The organism is Bradyrhizobium symbiodeficiens (assembly GCF_002266465.3).
In the GTDB taxonomy this organism is placed as follows: domain Bacteria; phylum Pseudomonadota; class Alphaproteobacteria; order Rhizobiales; family Xanthobacteraceae; genus Bradyrhizobium; species Bradyrhizobium symbiodeficiens.
In genome coordinates, this window is record NZ_CP029427.2 from 2412822 (window position 1) to 2430084 (window position 17263).

The 17263-nt window shown below is 65.1% G+C and carries 17 protein-coding genes; 8 read left to right on the forward strand and 9 right to left on the reverse strand.

Going from position 1 to position 17263, the window contains the following annotated elements:
• The 5 genes from paaE to CIT39_RS11060 all read left to right on the forward strand — a co-directional run bounded on the left by paaE (position 1) and on the right by CIT39_RS11060 (position 5146).
• Positions 1–1083, forward strand: a complete 1083-nt coding sequence (paaE, locus tag CIT39_RS11040) for a 1,2-phenylacetyl-CoA epoxidase subunit PaaE (RefSeq protein ID WP_162308447.1) — start codon at positions 1–3, stop codon at positions 1081–1083.
• Between the two features lie 101 nt (positions 1084–1184).
• Positions 1185–1634: a hydroxyphenylacetyl-CoA thioesterase PaaI gene (gene paaI, locus CIT39_RS11045; RefSeq protein ID WP_094975326.1), complete on the forward strand. Its 450-nt coding sequence runs from the start codon at positions 1185–1187 to the stop codon at positions 1632–1634.
• A gap of 29 nt (positions 1635–1663) precedes the next feature.
• Positions 1664–2995 (forward strand): phenylacetate--CoA ligase PaaK, encoded by a 1332-nt coding sequence (gene paaK / locus CIT39_RS11050; protein ID WP_094975325.1) that lies wholly within the window; start codon positions 1664–1666, stop codon positions 2993–2995.
• Between the two features lie 64 nt (positions 2996–3059).
• Complete coding sequence (locus CIT39_RS11055; protein ID WP_094975324.1) at positions 3060–4064, forward strand: quinone oxidoreductase family protein; 1005 nt, start codon at positions 3060–3062, stop codon at positions 4062–4064.
• A gap of 2 nt (positions 4065–4066) precedes the next feature.
• On the forward strand, positions 4067–5146 hold the full coding sequence (locus CIT39_RS11060) for a YeeE/YedE family protein (protein ID WP_094975323.1): 1080 nt from the start codon (positions 4067–4069) through the stop codon (positions 5144–5146).
• Here CIT39_RS11060 and CIT39_RS11065 read toward each other — a convergent pair whose 3' ends face one another.
• The 5 genes from CIT39_RS11065 to CIT39_RS11085 all read right to left on the reverse strand — a co-directional run bounded on the left by CIT39_RS11065 (position 5147) and on the right by CIT39_RS11085 (position 9926).
• Entirely contained in the window at positions 5147–6370 is a 1224-nt protein-coding gene (locus CIT39_RS11065; RefSeq protein ID WP_094975322.1) for a bifunctional alpha/beta hydrolase/OsmC family protein, read from the reverse strand.
• A 27-nt stretch (positions 6371–6397) separates the two neighbouring features.
• Complete coding sequence (locus tag CIT39_RS11070) at positions 6398–7057, reverse strand: sulfite oxidase-like oxidoreductase (protein ID WP_094975321.1); 660 nt, start codon at positions 7055–7057, stop codon at positions 6398–6400.
• Positions 7058–7060: 3 nt separating this feature from the next.
• On the reverse strand, positions 7061–8383 hold the full coding sequence (locus tag CIT39_RS11075) for an MFS transporter (protein WP_094975320.1): 1323 nt from the start codon (positions 8381–8383) through the stop codon (positions 7061–7063).
• A 33-nt stretch (positions 8384–8416) separates the two neighbouring features.
• On the reverse strand, positions 8417–9637 hold the full coding sequence (locus CIT39_RS11080; RefSeq protein WP_094975319.1) for a cytochrome P450: 1221 nt from the start codon (positions 9635–9637) through the stop codon (positions 8417–8419).
• A gap of 79 nt (positions 9638–9716) precedes the next feature.
• On the reverse strand, positions 9717–9926 hold the full coding sequence (locus tag CIT39_RS11085) for a ferredoxin (protein ID WP_007607931.1): 210 nt from the start codon (positions 9924–9926) through the stop codon (positions 9717–9719).
• A 159-nt stretch (positions 9927–10085) separates the two neighbouring features.
• On the opposite strand from CIT39_RS11085, the gene CIT39_RS11090 reads away from it, so the two are divergent.
• A complete protein-coding gene (locus CIT39_RS11090; protein ID WP_094975318.1) occupies positions 10086–10733 on the forward strand; it encodes a TetR/AcrR family transcriptional regulator in 648 nt (215 codons plus the stop codon).
• Here CIT39_RS11090 and CIT39_RS11095 read toward each other — a convergent pair.
• The 4 genes from CIT39_RS11095 to CIT39_RS11110 form a co-directional block, all read right to left on the reverse strand.
• Entirely contained in the window at positions 10730–11380 is a 651-nt protein-coding gene (locus tag CIT39_RS11095) for an aspartate/glutamate racemase family protein (protein WP_094975317.1), read from the reverse strand. The genes CIT39_RS11090 and CIT39_RS11095 overlap by 4 nt on opposite strands.
• 169 nt (positions 11381–11549) lie before the next feature.
• Positions 11550–12563: an amino acid ABC transporter substrate-binding protein gene (locus CIT39_RS11100; protein WP_094975316.1), complete on the reverse strand. Its 1014-nt coding sequence runs from the start codon at positions 12561–12563 to the stop codon at positions 11550–11552.
• A gap of 10 nt (positions 12564–12573) precedes the next feature.
• Positions 12574–13923, reverse strand: coding sequence for an aspartate aminotransferase family protein (locus CIT39_RS11105; protein WP_094975315.1), 1350 nt, complete (start codon positions 13921–13923; stop codon positions 12574–12576).
• A 3-nt stretch (positions 13924–13926) separates the two neighbouring features.
• The gene (locus tag CIT39_RS11110; protein ID WP_094975314.1) at positions 13927–14799 is read right to left on the reverse strand and encodes a MurR/RpiR family transcriptional regulator; all 873 of its coding nucleotides are present in this window, start codon (positions 14797–14799) and stop codon (positions 13927–13929) included.
• A gap of 89 nt (positions 14800–14888) precedes the next feature.
• On the opposite strand from CIT39_RS11110, the gene CIT39_RS11115 reads away from it, so the two are divergent.
• Both CIT39_RS11115 and CIT39_RS11120 read left to right on the forward strand, forming a co-directional pair.
• On the forward strand, positions 14889–16076 hold the full coding sequence (locus CIT39_RS11115; RefSeq protein WP_094975830.1) for an amino acid ABC transporter permease: 1188 nt from the start codon (positions 14889–14891) through the stop codon (positions 16074–16076).
• A 2-nt stretch (positions 16077–16078) separates the two neighbouring features.
• Entirely contained in the window at positions 16079–17185 is a 1107-nt protein-coding gene (locus CIT39_RS11120) for an amino acid ABC transporter permease (RefSeq protein ID WP_094975313.1), read from the forward strand.
• The last annotated feature ends 78 nt before the right edge of the window (positions 17186–17263 follow it).

Genomic DNA, 17263 nt, shown 5'->3' on the forward strand with positions numbered 1-17263 from the left:
ATGTCCGCAGCCGCACCGCGCTTTCATCGTCTGGCCGTCAGCGGCCTTCGCCGCGAGGCGGCCGACGCCGTCTCGATGACCTTCGCCATCCCGGGCGAACTCGCTCGCGATTACGCCTTCACGCCCGGGCAGTATCTCACGCTTCGCACGATGCTGGACGGTGAGGAGGTGCGCCGCTCCTATTCGATCTGTTCCGGCCCCGACGACGGCGAGATCCGCATCGCCGTGAAGAAGGTCGATGGCGGTGCGTTCTCGAACTGGGCCGCCGATGAACTCAAATGCGGCGACGAACTCGACGTAATGACGCCGACCGGCCGCTTCGGCGCGGTCGCGCCGGCCGATACGGGGCGGATCCATGTCGGCTTTGCCGCAGGCTCCGGCATTACGCCGATCCTGTCGATCGTCAAGGGCATCCTCGCACGCGAGCCGGACAACCGCTTCTTCCTATTCTACGGCAACCGATCGAGCGACAACATCATGTTCCTCGAGCCGCTCGAAGAGCTGAAGGATCGCTTCATCGACCGCCTCTCGATCTTTCACGTCATCTCCGGCGAAGAGCAGGACATCCCGATCCTGCATGGCCGGCTCGACGGCGACAAGGTGAGGGTGCTGCTGCGCTCGCTGGTGCCGGCGGCAAGCGTCGATCACGTCTTCATCTGCGGTCCGTCCGGCATGAGCGAGGACATCGAGGCGACCTGCCGCGAGCTCGGCGTCGCGCAAGACCGCATCCATGTCGAGCGCTTCGTCTCCGAATTCGGCGGCAAGCCGCGGCCGAAAAAGGCGGTTGCGCCCGACGCGCCGCCGAAGGCGATCGCCTCGCTGATCATCGACGGCAAGCGTCGCGACGTTCCGGTGGCGGAGGACGAGGCGATCCTCGATGCCGCGTTGCGCGCCGGCGTCGATCTGCCCTTCGCCTGCAAGGGCGGCATGTGCTCGACCTGCCGCGCCAAGCTGGTCGAAGGCGAGGCGCCGATGGACATCAATTATTCGCTGGAGCCGTGGGAACTGAAGGCAGGGTTCATCCTGACTTGCCAGGCCAAGCCGTCGTCGGAGCGGGTCGTCGTCGATTACGACCACGTCTGAGCAGGCGTATCAGGTCCCGCCAATGCAAATGCGTCGCATTATTTGACAGTTTCGGCCAACCAGCAGAACATCATGGGCAAACATTTCGCCGGGAGGAGCGCGTGAACGTCAAAGCTGCTCTGTCGCCTGAGGATATTGCCCGCGCCTGCGCTGAGGCGATGTGGGCGGAGGACGATGCCTCCAAGGGGCTCGGCATGGAGATCGTCGAGATTGGCCCCGGCTTCGCAACGCTCGCGATGAATGTGCGGCCGGACATGGTCAACGGCCAGCGCATCGCCCATGGCGGCTTCATCTTCACGCTCGCCGATTCCGCCTTTGCCTTTGCCTGCAACTCGCACAACGACCGCGTCGTTGCCGCGCAAGGCCAGATCACCTTCATCAAGCCGGGTAAACTCGGGGATCGCCTTGTTGCGAAGGCACGCGAGGTCACGCGCGGCGGCCGCTCCGGCATCTATGACGTGCGTGTTACCGCAGGCGAGACCATCATCGCAGAATTCCGCGGGCACTCGCGTGTCATTCCCGGCACATGGCTGCCGGAGCAGGACAAATAAAAAGAACGAAACAACGTGGGGAAGCAAGGATGGCTCTGACGAGGCTCAAGGAAGGCGGCAGCGCCTATAGCGCCGAGATGGACGTGCATGAGCGCGCCTCGCGTGATGAGATCATGGCGCTGCAGAAGCAGCGGCTGGCCTGGTCGCTGAAGCACGCCTATGACAACGTCGCGCATTATCGCAAGGCCTTCGACGAGGCCGGCGTGCATCCGTCAGATTTTCGCGAGCTCTCCGATCTCGCGAAATTCCCGTTCACGGTGAAGACGGATTTGCGCGATAATTATCCCTTCAACATGTTCGCCGTGCCACGCGAAAAGCTGGTGCGCGTGCATGCGTCCTCCGGCACGACCGGCAAGCCGATCGTGGTGGGCTACACGCAACGTGATATCGATACCTGGTCGGACGTGATGGCGCGCTCGATCCGCGCCGCCGGCGGCCGCACCGGCATGATCATCCACAATGCTTACGGCTACGGCCTCTTCACCGGCGGGCTCGGCGTGCATTACGGCGCCGAAAAACTCGGCTGCACCGTGGTGCCGATCTCGGGCGGCATGACCGAGCGGCAGGTGCAGCTCATCAACGATTTCCGGCCCGACATCATCACGGTGACGCCGAGCTACATGCTGGCGATCCTCGACGAGTTCAAGCGGCAGAAGCTCGACCCGCGCCAATGCTCGCTCAAGGTCGGCATCTTCGGCGCCGAGCCCTGGACCAATGCGATGCGCGGGGAGATCGAGGAGGCCTTCGATATGGACGCGACCGACATCTACGGTCTCTCCGAAGTGATCGGCCCCGGCGTCGCCCAGGAATGCATCGAGACCAAGGACGGCCTGCACATCTGGGAGGACCATTTCTATCCTGAGGTCATCGACCCTGAAACGGGTGCGGTGCTGCCCGACGGCGAGAAGGGCGAACTGGTCTTCACCTCGCTCACCAAGGAAGCCTTTCCCGTGATCCGGTATCGCACCCGCGACCTGACGCGGCTGCTGCCGGGCACGGCGCGGCCGGGCATGCGTCGCATGGAGAAGGTGACCGGGCGCTCCGACGACATGATCATCCTGCGAGGTGTCAACCTGTTCCCGACCCAGATCGAGGAGGTGCTGCTCGCGACCGACTGGTGCGGCGGCCACTTCATCCTGGAACTGACCCGTGAAGGCCGTATGGACGAGCTCACCATCATCGCGGAAGCGCGATCCGAGAGCTGGGACGGGCGCGGTCTGCTCGACCATGCCGACCGGATATCGAGCCACATCAAGAACACCATCGGCATCAGCTCCAGGGTGCAGGTGGTCGCGCCCGCCACGCTGGAACGCTCGCTCGGCAAGGCCAAACGCCTCTACGACAAGCGGCCCAAGGACTGATTCGACCGATTGACTTGATCGGCCCCAAAGGCGACAAGGCCCGCGAGAAATCGCGGGTCTTTTCATGTCGCCAGCCGATACCAAAACCGTCGAAGCGCGCTGCGTGCGCCTCAATGCCAAGGCCGAGAACGCTGCCGCGGTCGCGCCGGTGGTCGAGCGTCATACGCTGACGCGCGGTCCGAACGATGTCCTGATCGAGGTGAAGGCCGCCGCCGTCAACCCCTCGGATGTCAAGGCAGCAACCGGATTGATGCCCTACGCCGTATTCCCGCGCACACCGGGCCGCGACTATGCCGGCGTGGTGACCGAGGGGCCGGCTGGCACCGTCGGCCGCGAGGTGTTCGGCTCCTCCGGCGATCTCGGCATCCGCCGTGACGGCACCCATGCAACCCATCTCGTCGTCGAAGCCGACGCGGTGGTGGAGAAGCCGAAGACGGTGTCGTGGGAGGAGGCCGCCGGCATCGGCGTGCCCTTTGTCACCGCGATGGAAGGCTTTCGTCGCGCCGGCGTACCGAAGTACGGTGAGACCATCCTGGTATTCGGCGTCAACGGCAAGGTGGGCCAGGCCGCGGTGCAGATCGCGACCTGGCAGGGCGCGCGCGTCATCGGCGTGGTGCGCAAGGCGGAGGCCTACGAAGGCCACACCAATGCCCCCGTCGAGGTGATCGACGCGTCCGCGACCGACGTCGCCACGCGCGTGCGCGAATTGACCGGCGGCAAGGGCGCCGACATCGTCTTCAACACGGTCGGCGATCCCTATTTCCAGGCCGCGCACAAATCGCTCGCCTTGCGCGGCCGCCAGATCCTGATCGCCGCGATCGAGCGCATCGTGCAGTTCAACATTCTCGAATTCTACCGCGGCCAGCACACCTATGTCGGCATCGATACGCTCGGCCTGTCGTCGGCCGCCACAGGCGCGGTGCTGCGCGATCTCAGCCCGGGCTTTGCGAGCGGCCAGCTGAAGCCGTTCCCGATCAAGGCGCATGCCGTCTATCCGCTGGAGCGCGCCAAGGAGGCGTATGTCGCGGTCGCCGGTTCCTCGCGTGACCGCGTGGTCCTGAAGCCGTAGTCATGGACTCGTCCGCAGCACTCGTCATTGTCGCCGGCCTCGCCATCGGCGTTGTCTACGGCGCCGTCGGCCTTCTCAGTGGCTTTTGCCTGATGAGCAGCATGCGCGGCTGGCTTGCGGAGGGAGACGGGCGGCTGGTGCGGACATATGCGCTGGCGATCGCGGTTGCGATCGCCGCCAGCCAGTTCCTTGCGGGCAACGGCATGGCCGATCTCGGCAAGTCGATCTACCTGCAGCAGACCTTCTCGGTGCCGGTGCTGTTCTTCGGCGGACTGCTGTTCGGTTACGGCATGGTGCTGTCGAACGGCTGCGGCTCGCGCGCCCTGGTGTTGCTTGGCCGCGGCAACCTCCGCTCCTTCGTCGTCGTGACCGTACTCGCCATCGCCGCGCAGATGACGCTCAAGGGGCTGATCGCACCGGCGCGAATCGCGCTGGTTCAGGCCTCGCAAACCACCGTCAGCGTCAATTCGCTGCCGTCGCTGCTGGCGAGACTTGGCCCAACTGAAGCTCTGTCGCGCACGCTGGCTGCCGCCGTGCTCGTCCTCGTGCTGATCCTGTTTGCCTTCGCGCATCCGATGTTCCGGCGCTCGCCGGGCCAGATCGCGGCAGGCATTATTGTCGGCCTGCTTGTCGCCGCCGGCTGGTTCGTCACCGGCTATCTCGGTGCCGACGACTTCAATCCGGTGCCGGTGACCTCGCTCACTTTCATCGCGCCGATCGCCGATAGCTTGCAATACGCCATGCTCTCGACAGGCTTGACGCTCAACTTCGGCATTGCGACGGTCGCCGGCGTGTTCGCCGGCAGCCTGATCACTGCACTTGCCACGGGCCGATTCAAGCTTGAAGGCTATTCCTCGCCGCGCCACATGCTGCGCTCGGGCAGCGGCGCCGCGCTGATGGGCATCGGCGGCGTGATGGCGTTCGGCTGCTCGATCGGGCAGGGGCTCACGGGTGTGTCGACCCTGGCGCTAGGATCGTTCGTCGCGCTCGCCGGCATCCTGCTCGGCACGACCGCAGGTTTGCGTGGCGTGCTGCGGGTTCAGCCGCTCAAGGCAGCCGGGGCTGGCTCGCCGGCCGCTTAGCTAGTCCACGGCCTTCGTCACGATGCGGATCTCCGACGTCAGTGTCCGGTGCACCGGGCACTTGTCTGCGATCTCCATCAGCTTCTTGCGTTGCTCGGCATCCAGCGCGCCGTCGATCGCGATGTCGCGCTCGATCTGGTCGAGCATGCCCTCCCGCGTCTCGCACTCCTCGCAATCCTTGGCATAGATTTTCGAGTGCTTCAGCGTGACCGTGACCCGATCGAGCGGCAGCGACTTGCGGTCGGCATAGAGCCGCATGGTCATGGAGGTGCACGCGCCGAGGCCAGCGAGCAGGAAATCGTAGGGCCCCGGGCCGGCGTCCTCGCCGCCAGCTGACACCGGCTCGTCCGCCACGAGGCGATGCGGCCCGACGGTGATGATCTGGTTGAATTTGCTCTTGCGAGTCTCCTGCACCAGGACCTTCCGCGGCTCCTCCGGGCGGTCCATCGTCTTCGCCCGTCGCGCCGTGTCGATATAGCGGCTGGCCCAGGCCGCGATCATGTCGGCGGCATAGAGCGCGTCGGCGGGTTTGGCGAGCAGATGATCGGCATGGTCGAGCGAGACGAAGCTCTTGGGGTGCTTTGCCGCGACAAAGATCTTCGTTGCATTCTCGATCCCGACGGTGTCATCGACCGGCGAGTGCATTACCAGCAGCGCCTTGTGCAGCCCCGTGATGTCTTTCATCAGTTCGTGCTCGGCCACGTCGTCGAGGAATTCCCGCTTGATCCGGAATGGGCGTCCTGCAAGCGAGACCTCGCCCTCGCCCTGTGCGCGGATGTTGTCGAGATGCTCCTTGAAGAGGCCGGTCACGTGCGCCGGATCGGATGGGGCCGCGATGGTCACGACAGCCGTGGCCTCGGGAATTCTTCCGGCGGCTGCGAGGATCGCGGCGCCGCCGAGGCTGTGGCCGATCAGGAGCGACGGCGCCTTGCGGGCGTCGCGCAGATGGTCGGCTGCGCGCACGAGATCGGCCACGTTGGACGAAAACGTCGAATTGGCGAAATCGCCTTCGCTCGAGCCGATCCCGGTGAAGTCGAAGCGCAGCACCGCGATGCCTCTGGCGGCCAGCGCGACCGAGATGCGCTTGGCGGCGAGCGTATCCTTTCCGCAAGTGAAGCAGTGCGCAAACAGCGCATAGGCCGCGGGCTCGCCGTCCGGCAGTTCCAGCGCGGCTGCAAGCTGATGGCCGCCTTCGCCCGTGAATTGAAAGCGTTCCGTCGGCATGGGCTTCCCCTCGTTCCTGCTTGAATTCTAATCGTCGGAATAGCGCTGCTCGGCCCAGGGATCGCCCCGGTTATGATAGCCGCGGACTTCCCAGAAGCCCGGCGCGTCCTCGGTCAGGAATTCGATGGACTGGAGCCATTTCGCGCTCTTCCAGAAATACAGATGCGGCACGACCAGCCGCACCGGGCCGCCATGCTCCTCCGTCAGCGGCTTGCCGGACCAGCTATGGGCGAGCAACGCATCCTCGGCGGCAAAGTCTTCCAGCGCGAGGTTGGTGGTGTAGCCGTCATGGGAATGCAGTGTCACGAAGCGTGCATCCTCGCGCGGCTGGCAGGCCGCGAGCAGCTCGCGTGTGGCAAGCCCTTCCCACTCGTTGTCGTAGCGCGACCAGGTGGTGACGCAATGAATGTCGGAGGTGAACCGCGCCTGCTTCTGCGCGGTGAATTCGACGAAGGTCCAGAACACGGGGCTCTCGACCGCGCCGTAGACGTCGAGCCGCCAGCGGTCGCGCGAGACCGGCGGCACCACCCCGAGATCGAGCACCGGCCAGTCCTTGGTGAGGTGCTGGCCGGGCGGCAGTCTTTGGTCCTCCGGCCGCGTGATCTTCCCTGTGAGAAAGCGGCCCTCGCGCGCCCATTTTTCCTTGGTGCGCGTCAGCTTGCTGTCGGATGGTGTCTCGTCAGCCATGATCTACTCGTGCCGGTGCATTGCCGAAGTGTGCTTGGTGTCGCGCATGGTAGCATAGATGACGAGGGACAGGCAGATGATGCCGCTGAGGTAGAAATAGAACCATTCCTCGTGGCCGATGCTCTTGAAATAGAGCGCGATCGCAGGCGCCGTGCCGCCGAAGACCGACACGGTGATGGCATAGGGCAGGCCGACGCCGAGCGCGCGGACATTGGTCGGGAACAGCTCGGCCTTCACCACCGCGTTGATCGAGGTGTACCCGGCGACGAACAGCCAGGCACAGCAGATCAGGACGAACGCGACGAAGGGCGACTTGGTCTCCTTCAGCGTCATCAACAGCGGCACCGTCGCGAGCGTGCCGGCGACACCGAAGAAGATCAGCAGCGGCTTGCGCCCGATCTTGTCGGAGATCGCGCCGTAGATCGGCTGGAGGATGGTCGCGAAGATCAACGTGCCGAAGATCACGAAAGTGGTCTGGTCCTCCGTCAGCCCGACCGAAAGCTTGACGAAGGTCTGCATGTAGGTGGTGAAGGTGTAGAACGCCGCGGTGCCGCCGGCGGTGAGGCCGACCACCAGGAGGAGCTCGCGCGGATAACGCAGCAAATTGGTGATCGAACCGGTCGGCTTCACCACCTTCCTGGCTTCCTCGAACGCCTCCGTCTCGTGCAGGCCGCGCCGCATCACCGCGGCAAAGATCGCCAGCAGCGCGCCGATCGCAAAGGGGATGCGCCAGCCCCATGCCTTCAGTTCCTCCGGCGTCAGGAACACTTTCTGCAGGAGCAGCAGCACGATGATCGCGGTGAGCTGGCCGCCGATCAGGGTGACGTATTGGAAGCTCGAATAGAAGCCACGGTGCTTGGGATCGGCGACCTCGCTGAGATAGGTGGCGCTGGCGCCATATTCGCCGCCGAGGCTCAGGCCCTCGATGACCCGGGCAAGCGCGAGGATGACAGGCGCGGCGAACCCGATCGTGGCATAGGTCGGCGTCAGCGCAATGATCAGCGAGCCAAAGCACATGAAGACGACCGACAAGGTCAGCGAGATGCGCCGTCCGAAATGGTCGGCGAGATAGCCGAACAACCAGCCGCCCAGGGGTCGCATCAGGAACGTCGCCGCAAAGACGACGGCAACGTTCAATTGCTGCACGACGGGGTCGCTGCCAGGGAAGAAGGCGGGAGCAAAATAGAGCGCGAACGCCGTGTAGGCGTAGAAGTCGTACCACTCGACGAGATTGCCGATGGAGCCGATGAAGATCGCCTTGATCCGCCGCCTGGCGTCGGCGATGTCGATGTGGTCGGAGGCCGGTTTGATAGCTTGCTCAGTCACGTCCGGCCTTTCCGTATCGCTGTTTGGAAAGGCCTACATCACCTTTCCAAACAGAAATGGCAACTGGCGGGGGCCTCTCACCGTGCCCTGCGACCAAGTCACGGTGCCTGCCGGATCGAGCCGGAAGCCAGGAATCCGCTTCAGCCATTCCTCCAGCGCAACCTGCATCTCCATGCGCGCAAGGTTGGAACCGACGCAGCGGTGAATGCCGAGGCCGAAAGCGGCGTGGCGATTCTCGCGGCGGTCGATCACGACTTTGTCAGCGTCCGGAAACACCTTGGGATCGCGGTTCGCGGCGGGGAACGACAGCAGCACCATGTTGCCCGCCTTGACCGGGCATCCCGAGATCGTGGTCTCCTTGACGACCTCGCGCGCCATCGTCACCGGCGAATAGGCCCGCAGCAGTTCCTCCACCGCTATCGGGATCAACCCGGGCTCGGCGATCAGGCGCTCGCGGTCGGCGGGCGTCCGGGCGAGGTGCCAGAGCGAGGAGCCGATCGCGCTCCAGGTGGTGTCGATGCCGGCGATCAGGAGCAGGCGCAGCGAGCCGAGGACGTGGGACTCTTCCAGCGGCTGGCCCTCCTTGTCCTTGGCATTCATCAGATAGGAGATGAGATCGTCGGTCGGCTTGGATCTGCGCTCCTCGATATGCGTCCTGAAATAGGCGCTCATCTCCTGTACGGCCTGGAGCAGCTTGCTCTCGTCCTTGATGCCGAGCTCCAGGATCATGTGGATCCAGTTGATGAAGAGATCGCTGTCGCTCTCGGGAATGCCGAGCATGTGGGCGATGGCCCGAACCGGGATATACTTGGCGTAGCGCGCGGCGGCGTCGACCTTGTCGTCGGCGATGAAGCCGTCGATCAGCTCGTTGCAGATCGCGCGCATCCGCGGCTCCAGCTTCTTCATCGCGTCCGGCGTGAAGGGAGGCAGCAAAAGCTGCTTGGCCGGCTTGTGCACGGGCGGATCCGAAGTGATCGGCGGCGCGGCGTTCCTCGCGACCTCGGGACGGACGTCGCGCACGATGATGCGGCGCGAGGAGAAATGCTCGGTGTCGTTGGCGATCTCGCGCACCGCTTCATAGGTCGTCGGCATGTAGCAGCCGAGGAAACGCTCGGTGCGCACGACCGGACTTGCGGCGCGCAGCTCCTCCCAGATCGGGAAGGGATCTTCCGTCCATTGCGGATCGGTATGATCGAAATCATGGACCCAGTCGGTGACGGGCGGATGGGCGGCGGGCGGACTGGCGTCGGACATGGCAGGGAATCCCTTGGCTCGTGTTCGCTGATAGGACGCGGGGCGGACGAGGCCGCGCTACTCCTCGATCACATCGAGGCTACTCCTCGATCACATCGATCGCGATTTCGGGGCAATTGGATTTGGCAAGCCAGGCCTTGTCCTCGAGCCCCGGCGGGACCGTGCCGTCGCCGGCTTCGTGGGCGTTGCCATATTCGTCCAGTTCGAACAATTCCGGCGCGAGCGCCTTGCAGCGCGCGTGGCCCTGGCATTTGTCGGGATCGACGTGAACCCTCAGTCGCTCTGTCATGGCGGCATCCTTGGTCGCATGCGCGCCGGGACCCGCAGGGCGGCGCGTTCCTCAGGGTGGTCTTTATCCGCGACGTTTGTCGCGGGCTTTAAGTTATATGCTATTACATTCGCGGCAGGCTTCCCCTGTCAAGCGCAAACTTATAGGCTTCGCCACAACATGCGCTCACAACTCGCCCGCAAGCCTGCCAACACCTACCACCATGGCGATCTCCGCGACGCGCTGATCAAGGCCGCGTTGCGCGAGGCGGAGCAGGGCGGGGCCGAGGCGATCAGCATCAAGGCGCTGGCCAAGCAACTTGGCGTCTCGCAGCCAGCGCCATACCGGCACTTTGTCGACCGTGATGCGCTGCTAACGGCGGTGACGGCGGAGGCGTTCCGGCAGCTCAGTGCACTTCTGCGCGAGGCAATGGCCAAGCCGTCGAGGCAATCGAAACTGTCGCGGCTGGCGCAGGCGACGCTCGATTTCGGTTTGCGCCGCAACGGCATCTACCGATTGATGTTCGCCTCGCGCACAGTGTCGTGCGCTGCCAAGGGCAGCGAATTGCACGAGGCGACGCGCGAGACGTTTGCACTCGTGATCGAGGCGCTGGAAGCGCCCGCCGTCGGTTATTTGCGCGAACGCCAGGCGCTCAAGATCTGGGCGGCTTTGCACGGCGTGGTGATGCTGGCCGAGCAGGGCCTGTTCACCGGCGAGGCCGCGCACGCCACGCGCGAGGAGCTGGTCGAGGATTTCGTCAGCGAAACGAAGGTCGCGCTCGCGGCCGCGATCAAGGGCGCGCGGCGTGGGAAGGCGGCTGGTACCTAAGCTTTTACCCTCAAGAGGGTCATCAGCCTATCGACCGCGCTGTCCGGCGTGGTCACGACGGGACGGCCGGTGGCTTCCGCGACCAGCGGCGCGGCTGCCGCGATGCTGAACTGCGCCAGCGCGATGATGTCGCAATCGCGCAGATCCTTCGATGCTTCCACGATTAGCCGGTCGTGCATGGCGCGGTCGCCGCGGTCGAGTGCGGCCAGCGCGCCCTCGGCGAGCTTCGGCACGATCTCGACCGAGGCCGGAAATTCCGGCGGCATCGAGGCCAGCGTCGGCGGGAAGGTCGAGAGCAGGCCGATCCGCTTGCCCATCGTCACCGCGCGCGCGATCATGGCTTCGTTCGGCTTCAGTACCGGCATCGGCGCATGCGCGCGTGCCACCGCCTCGATACAGGGGCCGAAGGCCGAGCAGGTGAACAGGATCCCGTTCGCCCCGGTCGCCGCCGCATAATCGCCGAGCGCGAGGAAGCGCTCGGTCATGGCGTCGTTGAGCACGCCGTCTCGGGCCAGATCCGCCGACAGACTGTCGTCGAGCAGGTTCATCAGCCGCGCCTCCGGCCAAGCCTTGGCGAACGCCGCTTCGATCGGCGCGATGGAATGCTTGAGGGCGTGGATCAGGGCGATGCGAGGGGGCGTCGTCATTCAACGTGGCTACCTGAGAGGTCTCGCGCTCCGGACGCAGAGCAGCACGTAGTGATGCGCTGCTGAGCCGGGGCCCATTCCTTTGGTGTGTCAGAAGCCGTGGCTTCCTGGGTCCCGGCTCTGCGCAGCGGCGTTGCACGCCGCAGCGCGTCCGGGACACGAGAGACGTTTACTTGAACGGCAATGCGTACATCAAGCCGCCCTTGCTCCAGAGGCCGTTGAGGCCGCGATCGAGCTTGAGCGGGCTCGCCTTGCCGACATTGCGCTCGTAGATCTCGCCGTAATTGCCGGTGGCCTTGAGCGCGGTGACCAGCCATTTGTTGTCGAGCCCGAGCCGCGAACCGAGATCGCCGGAGGCCCCCAGCAGGCGCTGGATCGCAGGCGTCTGCGACTTCGCCATTTCGTCGACATTGCCTTGCGTGACGCCGAGCTCCTCGGCCTCGATCAGGCCGTAATGCAGCCAGGTGATGATGTCGCTCCAGACCTCGTCGCCGTTGCGGGTGAAGGGCCCGAGCGGCTCCTTGCTGATGGTTTGCGGCAGCACGACGTAGTCGGCCGGGTTCGGCGCGGCGGTCGTCACCGCGCCCGCGAGCGCGGAGGCGTCCTGGGTCATGGCGTCACAGCGGCCACCGAAGAAGGTCTGGTACATGGTGTCGACGCGGTCGAACACCAGCGGCTTCCAGTCGATGCCGTTGGCGCGGCCGTAATCGCCGAGCGTGACCTCATGCGTGGTGCCCTGCGCCACGCAGACGGTGGCGCCCTTCAAGTCCTTGATCTCCTTCACGCCGAGGTCCTTCTTCACGACAAAGCCCTGGCCGTCGTAGAAGTTGATCGGACCCTGGCGCAGGCCAAGCGTCACACCGCGCAAGTAAGTCTGCGTCGAATTGCGGTAGAGCACGTCGATCTCGCCCGATTGCAGCGCAGTGAAACGGTTCTGCGCGGTCAGGGAGACGTAGCGCACCTTGCTGGCATCCCCCAGCACGCCGGCTGCGAGCGCGCGGCAATAATCGACGTCGAGGCCCTTGTAGTTGCCTTGCGAGTCCGGCGCCGAGAAGCCGGCAAAGCCGGCGCTGACGCCGCACACCAACGTGCCGCGGCTCTTCACCGTGTCGAGCGTCGCGGCGGATGCGACAATTGTCGATGCAGCGAGCACGCCCGCCGCGATAACCACTTTCCTCATCATGCTACTCCCCTCAGTGATTGACACTACGCAACACGTTGTCGACGGCCGTGCCGAGCTTGTCGACGATCTGGTCGATTTCGTCGGCGGAGGCGATATAGGGCGGCGCCAGCAGCACATGGTCGCCGCGAACGCCATCCACGGTGCCGCCGCCGGGATAACAGCCGAGCCCATTGGCGAAGGCCTCCGCCTTGATTTTCTGATTGAGCTTGAGCGCGGGATCGAACGAGGTACGACTGGCGCGATCAGAGACCAGCTCGATCGCCCAGAACAGGCCACGGCCCCTGATGTCGCCGACATGGCGGTGATTGCCGAAGCGCTCGGTCAGGCGCTGTTCGAGCTGCCTGCCGCGCTCCTTGACGCGCTCGAGCAGGCCGTCCTCGCGGATCACCTCCTGCACGGCCAGTGCGGCGGCGCAGGCGAGGGGATGCGCGAGATAAGTATGGCCGTGCTGGAAGGCGCCCGAGCCGGCGCGGATGGTGTCGATGATCTTGCCGCTCGCGAGCATTGCCCCGATCGGCTGGTAGCCGCCGCCGAGCCCCTTTGCGATCGCCTGGATGTCCGGCGCGACGCCTTCCTGCTCCCAGGCGTGCGTGGTGCCGGTGCGGCCCATGCCGCACATGACCTCGTCGAGGACGAGCAGCGCGCCGTGCCGGTCGCAGATCTCGCGCACCGCCCTGAAATAGCCGTCCGGTGCCGTCACCGCGCCGGCGGTGGCGCCGACGACGGGCTCGGCAAGGAACGCCGCGACGGTGTTGGGACCGAGCCGCTGAAACTCCGCTTCGAGCTCCGCCGCGAGCCGCGCAACGAACTGTGTATCGGATTCACCGTCGCGCTGTTCATGATAGGCGAATGCCGGCGTCACGTGGCTGAAGGCGGCCGAGAGCAGCGGCGCATAGGGCGCGCGCCGCCAGGCGTTGCCGCCGGCGGCGAGGGCGCCCAGCGTGTTGCCGTGGTAGCTCTGTCGCCGCGCGATGAAATGCTGACGCTGTGGCTCGCCGCGCTCGATGAAATATTGCCGCGCGAGCTTGATGCTGGCCTCGATCGCCTCCGATCCGCCGCTGACGAAATAGGCATATGCGAGGCCGCCGGGTTCATGGCCGACCAGCGTCTCGGCGAGGGCTTCGGCGGGCTCGGACGAGAAGAAGGCGGTGTGCGCATAGGCCAGCGTCGAGGCCTGCTTCGCCATCGCCGTGATCACGCGTGGATGCTGGTGGCCGAGACAGGAGACCGCCGCGCCGCCGGAGGCGTCGAGCACGCGCCGTCCGTCCTCCGCAAAGAGATAGACGCCTTCGCCGCCGATCGCCTTGGGCGGCGTCTCGCGCAACGAGCGGTGCAGCACGCGGCTGGTGCGAGGGGCCATGGGTCAACCTTTCTCCGAAACGTAGGTGGAGGCAGCAGCGAGCCGCGCCTCGGTATGCTCCAGGCGTTTCTTCGCGGCGACGCCGCCGAGCGCGAACGTCACTGCCGCCAGCGACTGCGCGATCGCGATCGCGCCCGTGAGACTCGGGAAGAAGCCGGGAGAGGAGGCCGCCTCGAACAGCAGGACATGGTCGGCCCCCTCGGCCATCGGTGCCGAGAGGCTGTCCGCGACGGCAATCAGCGTTGCGCCGCTGCGATGGGCAGCTTGCGCGACGCGGACGCTCGCATGCGTGTAGGGCAGGAAGCCGATGACGATGACGGCCTCGCCAGGGCGGAAGGCGCCGAGATCGAGATCGTCGGGGCCGGACACGCCGATGAGCTGCACCTGTTCGGGACGGAACAGCCGCAGCTCGTAGTTCAACAGCTCGGCCACGCTCCGGCAACTGCGATAACCTGCGATCCAGATCCGCTTGGCCTCATGCAGGGCGCGTGCGGCTTCCACAATCGGCTGGGCGGGGATCCGCGGAAGTCCGGCGGCCTCTGCCTCGAGCTTGTCGGTGACCAGTGCGACATCGGCATTCGGGCCGGGCCGGCGGCTTCTGGCGCGGCCAGAGAAGGGCGACGTCTGCGAGGGTCGCCGCGCCTCGGTCAGCGCTGCGCGTAATTCGTCCCAGCCGGAATAGCCGATAGCCTTGGCGAGGCGCGTGAACGCGGCGGGATCGGCGCCGGCAACTGCGGCGAGGTCGCGCATCGACCGGGTGGTGGCGTCGTAATCGTTGGCAGCGACGAAGCGTCCGACTTCCTGCAGCCGCATCGGCAGCGATGGCAATGCAATGCGCAGTTCGCTCAGCGGCGAGGATTTCGCGGGCTCGGCCATGAAACATTTGTTGCACGATTTTTATAATGGTGCAACAGTTGACGTGCCGCTGCCGGAAATCGCTGCCTCTCGAGAAGGATTTTTGCGCTGTGACCACGGACACGCCGAGACCGCCGCCGCGCCCCCGCTTTTTCAGCGCATGGGGGCCCAGTGAGCTGAAGGGCCTGTTCTGGCAGGTTCTGGTGGTCGCGATCGTTGTCGGCGTTGTCGGTTTCCTCTGGTCCAACACCGTCACCAACCTTTCGGCGCGCCGCATCACGACCGGGTTTGCCTTCCTCGGCCGTGAGGCCGGCATGCCCATCGCCGACAGTTTGCTCGCCTATAATCCGAGAGACACCTATCTCTGGGCCTTCGTTGTCGGCGTCGGCAACACCTTGCGCGTCGCCGTGATCGGCATCGTGCTCGCGACCATCCTGGGCACGCTGATCGGCATTTCGCGATTGTCGGCCAACTGGCTGCTGTCACGACTTGCCGCCGTCTATGTCGAAACGCTTCGCGACATCCCGCTGCTGCTTCAGCTTCTGTTCTGGTACGTGCTGATGCAGGCGCTGCCGGCCGCGCGCGCGGCATGGCGGCCGATCGACGGAGTGTTCCTGTCCAATCGCGGCCTGATCGTGCCGGCAATTCCGCTTGGCCCGCCGCAGCTTTGGGTGCTCGGCACGGCGGCGTTCGGCCTTGCCGTGGTCTATCTCATCCGCCGATGGCTGGTTGCGCAGCAGATGCGCGACGGCAAGCCGCGGCCGGTATGGCCCTTTGCGGTGAGCTTCGTCCTCGCGCTGCCCGTGCTGGTATCCCTACTGCTTCGCGTGTCCTGGACAATCGAGTGGCCGGAGCTGCGCGGCTTCAACTTCGTCGGCGGGCTGACGCTCGCTCCGGAATATTTCGCGCTTCTGATCGCGCTTGTCACCTACACCTCGGCCTTCATTGCCGAGATCGTGCGTAGCGGCATCCAGTCCGTGCCGCGCGGGCAGTGGGACGCCGCCAATGCGCTCGGCCTCCGCCGCAGCTTCATGCTGCGGCAGATCATCCTGCCGCAGGCGCTGCGCGTGATCGTGCCGCCGATGACCAGCCAATATCTCAACCTGACCAAGAACTCCTCGCTTGCGGTCGCGATCGGCTACCAGGACGTGGTCTCGATCGCCAACACCACGCTGAACCAGACCGGGCAGGCGATCGAAGCGATCGCGCTGATCATGGCGGTGTTTTTGACCATCAGCCTTTCCATCAGCTTCTTCATGAACTGGTACAATTCGCGCATCGCGCTGGTGGAGCGCTGAGCATGACAGTGATCGCCGATATCCCGGACGCGCCGCGCGCCGCCCGTCGTTCGCAGATCGGCAACCCCGTGTTGCGCTGGCTGCGCGCCAATCTGTTCTCGTCGATCTCGAATGGCATTCTATCGATCGTGCTGTTGGCGGTGCTCACCAAGGGCATTTTCAGTTTCGTTCAGTGGGGCATCGCGAATGCGGTGTGGCTGACTCCGGCGAATGATTCCAGTGCCTGCCGCGCGGTGCGCGGCCTCGGCGCATGTTGGGCGATCATTCCCGAAAAGTACCGCTTCATCCTGTTCGGCACCTATCCGTTCGACGAGCAGTGGCGCCCGGCGCTGTCGGTAGTGCTGTTCATCGCGCTGTATTTTCTCTCGACTCGCCGCGCCTTCTGGCGGCGCGAACTCATCTATCTCTGGATCGGCGCGCTCGCGCTGATCAGCGTGCTGATGTGGGGCGGCGTGCTCGGGCTCTCCTTCGTCTCGCAGGACCGTTGGGGTGGTTTGCCGGTCACGCTGATCCTCGCGACGTTCGGGCTTGCATTCGGCTTTCCGCTCGGCATTCTCGTCGCGCTCGGCCGGCGCTCGAAGCTGCCGGCGATCCGCTCTCTCAGCGTGCTCTATGTCGAACTGATCCGTGGCGTGCCGCTGGTGAGCCTGTTGTTCATGGCGAGCGTGATGTTTCCGTTGTTCATGCCCGCTGGATTCAACATCGACAAGCTCTTGCGCGCGCAGATCGCGATCATCCTGTTTGCGGGCGCCTATCTCGCCGAGGTCATCCGCGGCGGTCTTCAGGCCGTGCCGCGCGGGCAATATGAAGCGGCCGACGCGCTCGGGCTGTCCTACTGGCGCAAGCACCGGCTGATCGTGCTGCCGCAGGCGATCCGCCATGTCATCCCGCCGCTGGTCAACACCTTCATCGCCTTCTTCAAGGACACCAGCCTCGTCCTCATCATCGGCATCTTCGATCTGCTGACGACGGCCAAGACGGCGATCATCGACCCCGCCTGGCAGCAATTCTCGGTCGAGGTCTATATCTTCGTCGCCGCGATCTATTTTGTCTTTTGCTTTGCGATGTCGCGGTACAGCAGAAGCCTGGAGGCAACGAGCGGAAGATGAGGCATCTCGTGTCCCGGACAAGGTGCAGCGCGTAATCGCTGCGCCGCAGAGCCGGAACCCAGAGATATAAGCGAGATC